Annotated in this window: 10 protein-coding genes and 1 rRNA gene; 5 read left to right on the forward strand and 6 right to left on the reverse strand. The window is 61.1% G+C overall.

The window, feature by feature from the left end:
* Positions 1-83: 83 nt before the first annotated feature.
* Together FV139_RS20610 and tyrS are read right to left on the reverse strand one after the other, a co-directional pair.
* Positions 84-1619 (reverse strand): 16S ribosomal RNA (locus tag FV139_RS20610).
* A gap of 509 nt (positions 1620-2128) precedes the next feature.
* Positions 2129-3424: a tyrosine--tRNA ligase gene (tyrS, locus tag FV139_RS20615; protein WP_148070386.1), complete on the reverse strand. Its 1296-nt coding sequence runs from the start codon at positions 3422-3424 to the stop codon at positions 2129-2131.
* A 172-nt stretch (positions 3425-3596) separates the two neighbouring features.
* Between tyrS and FV139_RS20620 the strand changes: the two genes are divergently transcribed.
* Positions 3597-5045 (forward strand): peptidoglycan DD-metalloendopeptidase family protein, encoded by a 1449-nt coding sequence (locus FV139_RS20620; RefSeq protein ID WP_235898751.1) that lies wholly within the window; start codon positions 3597-3599, stop codon positions 5043-5045.
* On the forward strand, positions 5045-6196 hold the full coding sequence (locus FV139_RS20625) for an anhydro-N-acetylmuramic acid kinase (RefSeq protein ID WP_268940007.1): 1152 nt from the start codon (positions 5045-5047) through the stop codon (positions 6194-6196). The genes FV139_RS20620 and FV139_RS20625 overlap by 1 nt, the downstream gene beginning before the upstream one ends.
* Before the next feature lie 15 nt (positions 6197-6211).
* Here the strand turns inward: FV139_RS20625 and erpA are convergent, their stop codons facing one another.
* From erpA to argC, 4 genes are all read right to left on the reverse strand, one after another.
* Positions 6212-6565 carry an iron-sulfur cluster insertion protein ErpA gene (gene erpA, locus FV139_RS20630; RefSeq protein WP_148070388.1) on the reverse strand — a complete coding sequence of 118 codons (354 nt, stop codon included), beginning with the start codon at positions 6563-6565 and terminating at the stop codon, positions 6212-6214.
* An 89-nt stretch (positions 6566-6654) separates the two neighbouring features.
* A complete protein-coding gene (locus FV139_RS20635; RefSeq protein WP_235898752.1) occupies positions 6655-7077 on the reverse strand; it encodes a bactofilin family protein in 423 nt (140 codons plus the stop codon).
* Between the two features lie 22 nt (positions 7078-7099).
* Entirely contained in the window at positions 7100-7789 is a 690-nt protein-coding gene (locus FV139_RS20640) for a DUF6776 family protein (protein WP_148070390.1), read from the reverse strand.
* Between the two features lie 44 nt (positions 7790-7833).
* Entirely contained in the window at positions 7834-8871 is a 1038-nt protein-coding gene (argC, locus tag FV139_RS20645) for an N-acetyl-gamma-glutamyl-phosphate reductase (RefSeq protein WP_148070391.1), read from the reverse strand.
* Positions 8872-9004: 133 nt separating this feature from the next.
* On the opposite strand from argC, the gene FV139_RS20650 reads away from it, so the two are divergent.
* The 3 genes from FV139_RS20650 to hemL all read left to right on the forward strand — a co-directional run bounded on the left by FV139_RS20650 (position 9005) and on the right by hemL (position 12678).
* Positions 9005-10720 carry a chloride channel protein gene (locus tag FV139_RS20650; RefSeq protein WP_148070419.1) on the forward strand — a complete coding sequence of 572 codons (1716 nt, stop codon included), beginning with the start codon at positions 9005-9007 and terminating at the stop codon, positions 10718-10720.
* 13 nt (positions 10721-10733) lie between these two features.
* A complete protein-coding gene (locus tag FV139_RS20655; RefSeq protein WP_148070392.1) occupies positions 10734-11153 on the forward strand; it encodes a CopD family protein in 420 nt (139 codons plus the stop codon).
* 244 nt (positions 11154-11397) lie between these two features.
* On the forward strand, positions 11398-12678 hold the full coding sequence (gene hemL, locus FV139_RS20660) for a glutamate-1-semialdehyde 2,1-aminomutase (RefSeq protein ID WP_148070393.1): 1281 nt from the start codon (positions 11398-11400) through the stop codon (positions 12676-12678).
* The last annotated feature ends 12 nt before the right edge of the window (positions 12679-12690 follow it).

Below are 12690 nucleotides of genomic sequence, written 5' to 3' on the forward strand. Positions count from 1 at the left end.
GCAGCAGCTCATGATTACTTTCGCATCAACCGTACTGACGAAGACAAATGTGTGAACACTTGAAGAAGAGTGCCACTATCGTTTAAGGAGGTGATCCAGCCCCAGGTTCCCCTAGGGCTACCTTGTTACGACTTCACCCCAGTCATGAATCACTCCGTGGTGATCGCCCTCCCGAAGGTTAGGCTAACCACTTCTGGAGCAACCCACTCCCATGGTGTGACGGGCGGTGTGTACAAGGCCCGGGAACGTATTCACCGTGACATTCTGATTCACGATTACTAGCGATTCCGACTTCATGGAGTCGAGTTGCAGACTCCAATCCGGACTACGAAACGTTTTGTGGGATTCGCTCCCCCTCGCGGGTTTGCTGCCCTCTGTGCGTTCCATTGTAGCACGTGTGTAGCCCAGGTCGTAAGGGCCATGATGACTTGACGTCGTCCCCACCTTCCTACGGTTTGTCACCGTCAGTCTCCCTAGAGTTCTCAGCTTAACCTGCTAGCAACTAGGGACAGGGGTTGCGCTCGTTACGGGACTTAACCCAACATCTCACGACACGAGCTGACGACAGCCATGCAGCACCTGTCTCAGAGCTCCCGAAGGCACCAATCCATCTCTGGAAAGTTCTCTGGATGTCAAGACCTGGTAAGGTTCTTCGCGTTGCATCGAATTAAACCACATGCTCCACCGCTTGTGCGGGCCCCCGTCAATTCATTTGAGTTTTAACCTTGCGGCCGTACTCCCCAGGCGGTCTACTTAGTGCGTTAGCTGCGCCACCAAGGACTCAAGTTCCCCAACGGCTAGTAGACATCGTTTACGGCGTGGACTACCAGGGTATCTAATCCTGTTTGCTCCCCACGCTTTCGCACCTCAGCGTCAGTATCGAGCCAGGAGGCCGCCTTCGCCACCGGTATTCCTCCACATATCTACGCATTTCACCGCTACACGTGGAATTCTACCTCCCTCTCTCGTACTCTAGTCGGCCAGTATCGGGTGCAGTTCCCAGGTTGAGCCCGGGGCTTTCACATCCGACTTAACAAACCGCCTACGCGCGCTTTACGCCCAGTAATTCCGATTAACGCTCGCACCCTCCGTATTACCGCGGCTGCTGGCACGGAGTTAGCCGGTGCTTCTTCTCAAGGTAATGTCACAGTTACAGCGTATTAAGCTGCAACCTTTCTTCCCAAGTGAAAGTGCTTTACAACCCTAAGGCCTTCTTCACACACGCGGCATGGCTGCGTCAGGCTTTCGCCCATTGCGCAATATTCCCCACTGCTGCCTCCCGTAGGAGTCCGGGCCGTGTCTCAGTCCCGGTGTGGCTGATCATCCTCTCAGACCAGCTATGGATCGTCGCCTTGGTGAGCCTTTACCTCACCAACAAGCTAATCCAACGCAGGCTCATCTGATAGCGCGAGGCCCGAAGGTCCCCCGCTTTCCCCCGTAGGGCGTATGCGGTATTAGCATGAGTTTCCCCATGTTGTCCCCCACTACCAGGTAGATTCCTACGCGTTACTCACCCGTCCGCCGCTCTACTCAATCCCGAAGGATCTTTCGCGCTCGACTTGCATGTGTTAGGCCTGCCGCCAGCGTTCAATCTGAGCCATGATCAAACTCTTCAGTTTAATCTTTTACCTCTGCCCAAAGGACAAGAGGGACTGTTTGCGTGATTGCCTCACGATCACAGTCAAATCTCGGCTCAGACACTCGAAAATCAAGAATTCGTAATGAATCAATGAGTCACTTGTGTCTGATAATAGTCGTAGCTACTACCTCAACAAGTGCCCACACATCTGTCTTCGTCTGCTTGTTAATCAGCCCCTGACCGCCAGGGTTCAGGGTGTTCGGTGAAGGCCTTGCCTCAACCGAGGACGCGTATTATAAGGATCGTTGTTTCGTTGGCAACTGTTTTTTGCAATTTTTTGCATCGATTGCTGCCTCAACAATCACTCCACCTTTTTAGCCTAAGCTATTGAAACTGAATCAGTTTCCAGGCGCCCTTCGGGAGGCGTTTGCGTCCGTTCCTCGTCGAAGGGAGGCGCACTATACGCAGCGGAATTTTCTGACGCAAGCACTTTTTGAAAATTAATTTCCAGGGGGTCATTTTTGCTCAAAAAACAAGCAAAAATGACCCTCAACCCAGCTCGAAAAGGTGGTATTTCTTCTTTCCAAGCCGGGTAAGGAAGTAACTGCCGTGCAATGCGCGCTCCGCAGTAAAGGCCGCGGCGGGTACCGCATTGTCTTCCCAGCCCAGGGCGCGGTTATTCACCAGTACCGCGTTGCGGCCGAGCGCGTCCTTTACCTGCTTGCCGGAAGCCGCCATACCCGCCTCGACCAATACCTGGGTCAGGGTTTCGGGCAGCTCCGCCACCTTTATGGTACTGGCGGGCAAACCGTCCTGGCGCAACTGGGCAAAGTCATCGGCAGAAAGCTCATCAAGTTCGCCGCTAAACAGGGCCTGGGTGATCCGCTGGGCGGCATCCAACCCCGCTTCGCCATGAACCAGACGCGTCACCTCGCGAGCAAGCACCGACTGCGCTTCCGGGCGACCGGCGCGTTCCGCGTCCGCCCGCTCCAGGGCATCGATCTCTTCTACCGGCAAAAAGGTGAAGTACTTGAGGAAGCGGTACACGTCCGCATCCGCGGTATTCAGCCAGAACTGGTAAAAGGCATAGGGCGAGGTCCGCGCAGCATCCAGCCAGATCGTGCCGGACTCGGTCTTGCCGAATTTGGTCCCGTCCGCCTTGGTGATCAGCGGCATGGTCAGGCCAAATACCTTCTCGCCATTGACCCTGCGGGTCAGGTCGATACCGCCGGTGATGTTGCCCCACTGGTCAGAACCACCTATCTGCAGGCTACAGCCGTAGCGGCGGTTGAGCTCGGAAAAGTCATAGGACTGCAGGATCATATAGGTGAACTCGGTAAAACTGATCCCGGCGCCTTCGCGCTCGAGCCGCTGTTTTACTGACTCCTTCTGGATCATGGCATTCACCGAAAAGTGCTTGCCGACATCCCGCAGAAAGGTCAGCACATCCACATTCGCGGTCCAGTCGAGGTTGTTGACCACCTCGGCGGCATTCTCCCCACCTTCGAAGTCGATAAAGCGGGACACCTGAGCCTTGAGCTTTTCCACCCAGCCGGAAACCACCTCGGGGGTATTCAGCTGGCGCTCCTGGGCCTTGAAACTGGGGTCGCCGATCAGGCCGGTGGCGCCACCGACCAACGCCAACGGGCGATGCCCCGCATCCTGGAACCGGCGCAGCATCAGCAAGGGCACAAGTGAGCCGATATGCAGGCTGTCCGCGGTCGGGTCGAAACCACAATAGAGCGTGCGACAGCCGCCATCCAGCCAGGCCGGAAGCTCATCTTCTCCGGCTACCTGAAATACCAGTCCGCGGGCGCGGAGGTCTGCCAACAGTGCACTGCTCATGGGTCTACTCTCGAAAGGAATTGCGTTGCTTGTAAAGAAGGAGAAATAAAAGGGCCGGAAACCTTACACCACCCCCCTGAATGAGTGAACCTGAATAATACCGGAACTGTTGATTTCTGCGGATTTTCAATATACTGGCTGGCATTAGGAGTGATCATAAAGAACCAGCAACATGACGAAGAACGCGAAGCCGCGAGGGGCGACTGCGATCAGCAGCCAGAACCCTCCCGGCCATCACAAGCATTTTATGGCCGTTGCCGTACTGACAGGCATCGTGGCCATTGCGGCCGGGCTGGCCCCGGGCGGCTCGGTCGAGGCCAATCGAGAAACCTCACCTGCGCCTGACAGTACCGAACAGGCCGTTGAGCGCATCCTGGCCACCACCGCCGAATCCCCGTCGCCAGACAGGGAATCCTCTACCGCCACTGCAGTAGAACCCCCGCCCGCCGCCGAGCCTGCGCCGGAAATGGTTGCCGATGTAGTTGCCGGCCCTGAATGGAAGGATGAAACGGTACGCAGCGGCGACAACCTGTCGCTGATCTTCAAGCGCGCCGGCTTCGACAACGGCGATGTCCACGAGGTGGTCTACGAGTCTCCCGAAGGCAAAGGTCTTGCCCGCATCTACCCCGGCCAGACTATTTCCTTCCTCGAAGCCCCCAACGGCAAACTGGCCGGCGTGAAATATGTCGCCTCGCCGCTGGAAACCGTAACGTATCTGCGAGGCGAAGACGGCAAGTTCAGTACCGAGCGCATCGTCCGTGAGCCCGAGGTCCGCGAATCCTGGACCAGTGGCGAAATCACCTCGTCGCTCTACATGGCCGGGCAGGACATGGGCCTGTCCCAGGTCAAGATTCTCGAGCTGGCCAATATCTTCGGGGGCGTTATCGATTTTGTACTCGACCCGCGCAAGGGCGACACCATTCACGTGGTCTACGAGGAACTCTACCTGGACGGTGAGAAGTACCGTGACGGCGACATCATCGCGGCGTCCTTCACCAACCAGGGCGAGACCTTCACCGCCTACCGCTACGAAGACAGCGTGGGTGATGTGAGCTACTACAATGCCGACGGCGTGAGCATGCGCAAGGCCTTCCTGATGGCGCCGGTGGATTTCACCCGCATCAGTTCCAATTTCAACATGAAGCGCCTGCACCCGATCTACAAAACCACCCGCCCCCACCGCGGCACCGACTACGCCGCGCCCACCGGGACGCCGGTCTACGCGGCCGGCGACGGCCGGGTCATCAAGGCGGGCTACAGCCGCCCCAATGGCAACTATGTCTTCATCCAGCACGGCGACCGCTACGTCACCAAGTACCTGCATCTGCACAAGCGCATGGCGAAACAGGGCCAGCGGGTCGCCCAGAGTGACGTGATTGGCACCGTCGGCAGCACTGGCGCCGCCACCGGCCCCCACCTGCACTATGAGTTCCTGATGGACGGCGTGCACCGCAACCCGCGCACCATCCACAAGCAGCTGCCCAAGGCCAAAACGCTACCGAAGTCGGAAATGCCCAGCTTCCTTGAAGCGATCACCCCCGCCTCGCAGCAGCTGGCCGCCCTGCAGTCCGGCAACCACCTCGCCCTGAACCAGGCCAGCGGCGAAGCGCCCCAGCGCTAGTGCTCCGTCATCACGATGTCCTCTGTGTGGGGCTCATGTCGGGCACCAGCGTGGACGCCATCGACTGCGCCCTCACCCGGATAAACCAGCAGGGCATCTCCCTGCTGGCCACCTGCGAGCACCCGGTCCCGGAGGCTACCCGCCAGCGCATTACTGCCATCAGCCACCCCGGCGACAATGAAATCGAACGCATGGGTGCGCTGGACCGGGAGCTCGGGGAGCTGTTCGCCGAAGCCACACTGGGCCTGCTGGAGCAGACCGGTCGCCAGCCCGATGAAATCACCGCCATTGGCAGCCACGGGCAGACCATCCGCCACCTGCCGCCATCGGTACACATACCATCGGGGCACGGTTTCACCCTGCAGATTGGCGACCCCAACACCATCGCCGAGCGTACCGGGATTACCACCGTGGCGGATTTCCGTCGCCGCGACATCGCCGCTGGCGGCGAGGGAGCGCCCCTGGCCCCGGCCTTCCATGCGGCGGCGTTCGCCAAACCCGGCGTGCGCCGCGTCATTCTCAATATTGGCGGCATCGCCAACGCTACCCTGCTGGATGGCAACGGCGGTGTCCTGGGCTTTGACACCGGGCCCGGCAATACACTGCTGGACCACTGGATCTGTCGGCACCGGGGCAGCGCCTACGACCGGGACGGACAGTGGGCGGCCGAGGGCGAGGTCAACACGGACCTGCTGGAAGGGCTTTTGACCCACGACTATTTCAGTCGCCAGGGCCCGCGCAGCACAGGCAAGGAAGCGTTCAACCTGGCGTGGCTCGACGAGCGACTCGCTCAACTGGACCATCTGCCCGCAGCCCAGCAGGTACAGAGCACCCTGGCGGAATTCACGGCCGCCACCATTGCCCACGGCATTCTGCAGGCCACCTGTGACATCGACGCCGTCTACGTTTGTGGAGGAGGTGCGCGCAATACCGACCTGATGCGCCGCCTCTATCGCAAACTGGCACCGGCAAAACTGGACACCACGGCGGCACTGGGAATGGATCCGGAATGGGTTGAGGCGGCTGCCTTCGCCTGGCTGGCATGGCGTAGCCTGGAAGGCCTGTCGGGGAATGTGCCCGCGGTGACCGGCGCTTCCCGTGAAGTCATCCTGGGCGCCGTGTACCCGGGCCGGCAACCCTCACCGGGCTGAACCGGAAAGCGGCGATCAGATCGAGAAGGAAGCACCACAGCCACAGGTCGTGGCTGCATTGGGGTTATTGATGACGAACCTCGAGCCCTCGAGGCCCTCGCTGTAGTCTACTTCCGCCCCCACCAGGTACTGGAAGCTCATCGGATCCACCAGTACGGTGACCCCTTCACTTTCAATGGCGGTGTCGTCCTCGGCGGCCTCTTCCTCGAAGGTAAAGCCGTACTGGAAGCCGGAGCAGCCCCCGCCCGTAATATAGACGCGCAATTTGAGGCTGGGATTTTCCTCTTCCTCCACCAGCTCGCGCACCTTGGCGATGGCCCGCGGCGACAGGTTCAGGCTGGTGGGATTGAAGGATTCGGCTACTGACATGGATCACATCCGGGGCGCGTGGCCCGCAAACAATAAGGGGTTACTGATAATCGACCCCAAATTATCGTAAACCTGAGTAAATCAGTCAACTATCTCTGGAGGGTATCTCCGGAGGACGCCAGTACCGCGCCGGGGAACAGGCCGGTGTCTCCCCCCTCGCGCTCACTCCCGGCTGAGGCCCCGTCTTCGTGTTCTGCCAGGGTGCCGGCGTGTACCAGCCGCCCATTGACCTCACAGCCCGCCGCCATCTCCATCACGGTGTAGAACACATCGCCGCTGACCTGGGCCCGCGGCGCCAGTTCCAGATGGCGCTGGGCAAAGACATTGCCCCGTACCTCGCCGTTGATGACAACGGCCGGCGCCCTGATCTCACCCTCGACACAGCCCTTGTCGACCACACGGACCAGGGCATCACTGTCCTGCCTGGCGAGAATATTACCCCGCACCAGGCCTTCGATATCCAGCGTGCCGCTGAACTCGATATCGCCCACAATCGCGGTGTCTCGCGACACCAGTGTGGTCCCCCCTGATTTCTTATTTCCCCACATGGGTGAATCGCTCCTGTACCTGCCAGGGATGATTTTCCCGAAGCTCCAGCTTGCGCGGTTTGCTGATAGTGGCACTGATCTCGATCGACTGGGGCTGAAAGCCCTCAGGAATCGCCAGTTCCCCTTCCACCACCTGAAAGTAACGAAAGCGCAGGTCGATACCGTCGCTTTCCACATCGTCGCTCAAACCCGACAAGGGATAGCTTATCGGCTGCCCCTCTTCCAGTCCAAGCACTGTCAACTGTAGCTCACCGTGCAGCGTGTCGTGCTTACGCGCCTCCTGCTGGGCCACAATCCGATAGGCAAATCGACCGGGCGTCTCCAGCGCAGTGAGCTCGACGTCGCGCAGGCTGAAGCCCTGGGCAATCTCGCCCGGCGCCATCAGGCTGCGATAGAAGCGCAGCCCCTCATCGAGGTCGGCTATCTGCTCCTGCTGCCGCGCGAGATCCTTGCGCACCATCTCCAGCGCGGCGCGATCCACTTCATGCCGGGTTCGGGCCGCGGCGAGTTGATCCTGCAGGGCAGCAATCTGTTGCCGGGCTGCAGGCACCTCACTGCGCCACTGGCGGTACTGCTCCGGGTCGATACCGAGGCCACGGTAGGCAGCCTGCTGCCCCAGCAGGGCGCCCACCCCGAGCAGGGCCGCAACAACCAGGAAAGTAACGGTGACCTGCACCCGACGCCGATGGAGCCGGGCCGCCTCACCGTAGCGAACTTTGCTCAGGGCAGCAGCCCCACCTGGGTCAGGCCACGATTCTCGGGCAGGCCCAGCATGATGTTCATGTTCTGGACTGCCTGGCCAGAAGCACCCTTGACCAGGTTATCGATGGTGGACATCACCACCACCGTGTCCCGGTCCTGAGGTACTACCAGCGATATCTGGCACTGGTTGGCGCCCTTGACGGCGCGTGTCTGGGGGTACATGCCCGTGGGCAGCACATCGACAAAAGGCTCGTCACGGTAGCGTTCCTCGAACAGGTTCTGCAGCGCCGCCAGGTCCGTGGTGCCGTTCAGGCGGGCAAACAGGGTGGCATGGATACCGCGCACCATCGGCAGGAGGTGAGGAACAAAGGTCACAGCCACCGGGCCGCCCTGGACCTCTGCCAATCCCTGCTCGATTTCCGGCAGGTGGCGGTGACCGCTGGCACCATAGGCCTTGAAGCTGTCCGCAGTCTCACTGAGCAGGTTGTCGACCTTCGCCTGACGACCGGCACCGCTGGCGCCACTGGCGGCACTGGCAATCAGGTGCGAGGGGTCGACCAGGCCAGCTTCCAGCAAAGGAATAAAGCCCAGTTGAATTGCCGTGGGGTAGCAACCGGGGCAGGCCACCAGGCGCGCCTGGGCAATCTCTGCCCGGTGGCGCTCGGGGAGTCCGTAAACGGCTTCCGACAGGAGTTCGGGGCTGGCATGGGGCTCGCCATACCACCGGGACCACAGAGCGGCGTCGCGAATCCGGTAATCGGCGGACAGGTCCACCACCCGGGTGCCGGCGGCCAGAAGCTCGGGGACCAGGTTCATGGCCACGTTGTGGGGGGTGGCGAAAAATACCACGTCACAGCTGGCCAGCAGGGCCGCGTCCGGCTCGGAAAATGCGAGGTCGTAATGCCCGCGAAGATTGGGGTAGAGCTCATCCACACGGCGACCGGCCTCGGCCCTGGAGGTAATTGCCGCGACCTCCACGTCGTCGTGATGCGCCAGCAGGCGCAGGAGTTCCACACCGGTATAGCCGGTGCCGCCTACAATGCCAATCTTTGCCATAACATGCCTCGTTCTGTTGCCTTCCGGTCCTGAACGGAGCGCCAAAACCGGGCCGCACAGTATAAAAGCAAAGAGGGGCGATTTAACTGGTAATATTCGTTTTTTGGTCCCGGAAAACTACCCCTTGTACCGCATGCTGGACAGCTATCGTCGCTACCTGACCAACTACCACTCGGTGATTGCCTATGCCGTACTCGGCGTGATCGGCGGACTCGCTTCCGGGCTGGTGGTGCTGGCTTTCGAAACCGCGATTTCAGAACTGGCCGTCCTGTGGGGGGTACGCGACGCCGGCGAAGGCTTCGAAGCACTCCCCGACTGGCAGCGTTTCGCCCTTCCGGCTCTGGGTGCGCTGGCGCTGGGGCTCGTGTTCTGGCGGCTCAAGCCGGAAGACCGGGAAACCGGCATTGTCCACGTACTGAGCCGCATGCACAGCGATTACGGCGTACTGCCCCTGCGCAATGCCCTGGTGCAGTTTATTGGCGGCGCTTTCGCCCTGGCCACCGGCCAGTCCGGGGGCCGGGAAGGCCCCGGCGTCCACCTGGGCGGCGCAGCCAACAGCCTGCTGGGCCAGCGCCTGGGCCTGCCCAACAACAGCCTGCGGGTCCTGGTTGCCTGCGGCACCGCCGGCGGTATCGCCGCGGCCTTCAACACCCCGCTCGCCGGGGTCATTTTTGCCATGGAAGTGATCGTGGCGGAGTACACAGTGGTGGGTTTTATCCCGGTGATGCTGGCGGCGGTATCGGCCTCCGCGATCAGCCGCCAGCTCGGTGGCGGCGCCGTGATGCTCAGCATTCCGGAGGTCGCACTGAATTCACTCTGGGAGCTGCCCTTCATCATTATGCTTGGCATCGTCTGCGGCCTGGCGGTGACCCTGTTTATCCAGTTAAGTCAGTTCGCCGCACGCGCAGCGCAGTGGCCAGTAGCGCTGCGCTTCACCCTGGCGGGTTGCCTGACAGGGGCCATGGCATTGTTCGTACCCCAGGTACTCGGTATTGGTTACGACACGCTGGAGCAAACGCTGGAGGGTACGCTGCCACTGCAGTTGCTGGTGGCAATTGCCCTGTGCAAACTGCTGGCGACCAGTATCAGCTGCGGCATGGGCATGCCGATCGGCCTGATCGGTCCCAACCTGCTGATCGGCGCCTGTATCGGTGGCGCGCTGGGTATCGTCGGCCACCTGTACGCGCCGGACCTGGCTTCGGAACACACCCTGTATATCACTATCGGCATGGCGGCCTGCATGGGGGCGGTGCTGAATGCTCCCCTCGCGGCGGTGCTGGCGGTTATCGAACTGACCCAGAGCGCCAGCGTGGCAATGCCGGCCCTGCTGGCGATTATCGCCGCCAACCTGATCAACAACGGCCTGTTCCACCACCGTGCCGCGCACCAGGTTGTGATGCGGCAGATGCGCCGGGTAGTGCCGGACGACCCGGTCAACCAGCTGCTGCACCGCACGGATGTGACCTCCAACATGGAGGTCAGTGTGGTCAAGGTGTCGGTGAACCTGGAACCGGCCAGAATGCCCACGCTGCTCAACGCGACCCCCACCTGGTGCCTGGTCACCCGGGACGGGGAGGATCTGTTCCTGCTGCGCGGGGCCGAACTGGCCGAGCGCCTGCGGGAGTTGGGTGATGTGCAGGAACCCGTCAACCTTTCGGACGTGGACTTGCGGCGCTGGTCGATTGCACCGGTCCCGGTACAGGCGACACTGCGCCAGGCCATGGACCGGATCAAGGAACGCACGGTGGAAGCGGCCTGTGTCTACGGACGCGGCCCCAAGGGCAACCGCGTGCTGCGCGGCATTGTGACCCGGGAAAGCATCGAGCGCTTCACTCTCTCAAACCTGTAACGGGACGCTATTCATGCTCTGGCTGAAGGCTTTTCATATTATTTTTGTGGTCTGCTGGTTTGCCGGCCTGTTCTACCTGCCGCGTATCCTGGTGTACTTCGCGGAGAGTGAGCACCCCCAGGCCCGGGCGAAGCTGGCGCTGATGGCGCGGCGGCTGTACCGGTTTGTGACGCCGTTTATGGTGCTGGCGATTGTGTTCGGGCTGGGGATGATTGCACTCAATCCCCAGTACTATCTGCAGGCGAAGTGGATGTGGTTGAAGCTGGCGGGTGTGGTGTTTCTGGTGGGGTACCATTTTCAGTGCGGGCGCTATGTGAAGGCGGTGAATGAGGACAGGGATTCGCGGTCGCATGTGTTTTACCGGTTTTTTAATGAGGTGCCGGTGTTGTTTTTGTTTGGCATTGTGCTGTTGGTGGTGTTGAAGCCGTTTTGATTGCGGGTGGATATTCACTTCCCCAGCCCTGATAATTCCCGGCAATTTTCGTCGCAGCGAGTTAGACCGGCAGCGGGCCGCGGGGCCCCCTCCCGGACACGCCGTGAACCCATATATGGGGGCTTGTGTTCGACATCCATGTCTCACACAGTCCGTCCGGGGGCCCCACGACCCGCTGCCTCTGTGCCAACGAACGGCTTTCGGTGGTTCATTCCCCGGCCAGACAGATACTAGCAGGAGCTCCATGACTACCTCCGAACAACTCTTCCAGCAAGCCCAGACCCATATCCCCGGCGGGGTGAACTCCCCGGTGCGCGCCTTCAAGGCGGTGGGCGGTACGCCGGTGTTTATCGATCACAGCGAAGGCGCCTATGTGTTCGACGCGGTGGGCAAACGCTATATCGACTATGTGCTGTCCTGGGGGCCGATGCTGATGGGGCATAACCATCCGGCGGTGCGCGAGGCGGTGGTGAAGCAGTGCGAGAAGGGCCTGAGTTTCGGGGCGCCGACGGAGCTGGAGACGCAATTGGCAGATCGCCTGTGCGAGATCATGCCGGGGATGGACCTGGTGCGCATGGTGAACTCGGGCACGGAGGCGACGATGAGCGCAATCCGTCTCGCCCGCGGGTACACGGGGCGCGACAAGATCATCAAGTTCGAGGGCTGTTACCACGGGCACTCGGATTCGCTGCTGGTGAAAGCGGGCTCGGGGGCACTGACCCTCGGTGTACCGAGCTCACCGGGGGTACCGGCGGCATTGGCCGATCACACGCTCACCCTGACCTACAACGATATCGAGGGTCTGCAGCAGGCTTTCGCGGAGCACGGCGATGCGGTGGCCTGTGCGATTGTGGAACCTGTGGCGGGCAATATGAACTGTATTCCACCGCAACCGGGATTTCTGGAAGCCCTGCGGGAGGCCTGCTCGGCCCACGGTGCGGTCCTGATTCTCGATGAGGTGATGACAGGGTTTCGCTTTGGGCTGCAGGGCGCACAGGGGTACTACGGCATCGAGGCGGACCTGACCACGCTGGGCAAGGTGATTGGCGGCGGTATGCCGGTGGGGGCTTTTGGCGGCAAGCGGGAAATTATGGAGCATATCGCGCCCCTCGGCCCGGTGTACCAGGCCGGAACTTTGTCGGGTAATCCGGTGTGTATGGCAGCGGGGCTGGCGACGCTGGAGCTGATTTCCGCTCCGGGCTTTTACGAGCCGCTGTTTGCCCGCACCACTGCCCTGTGTGAAGGCCTGGAAGCAGCAGCGGCGGCGGCCGGTGTGGCTTTCACCACCAACCACGCGGGAACGATGTTCGGCGGCTTCTTTACCGGTGAACCGCAGGTCAGCAACTACCAGCAGGTGATGGCCTGTGACACGGCGGCCTTCAACCGTTTCTTCCACGCCATGCTGGATGCCGGCGTGTATCTCGCCCCGGCCTCCTACGAGGCGGGCTTTATGTCGGCCGCCCATACCGATGCGGATATCGACGCCACCCTGAGCGCGGCGCGCGGCGCCTTCGCCAGCCTGTAAACAAGGAATGAG

The sequence above is a fragment of the Parahaliea maris genome (genome assembly GCF_008064665.1).
Taxonomy (GTDB): Bacteria; Pseudomonadota; Gammaproteobacteria; order Pseudomonadales; family Halieaceae; genus Parahaliea; species Parahaliea maris.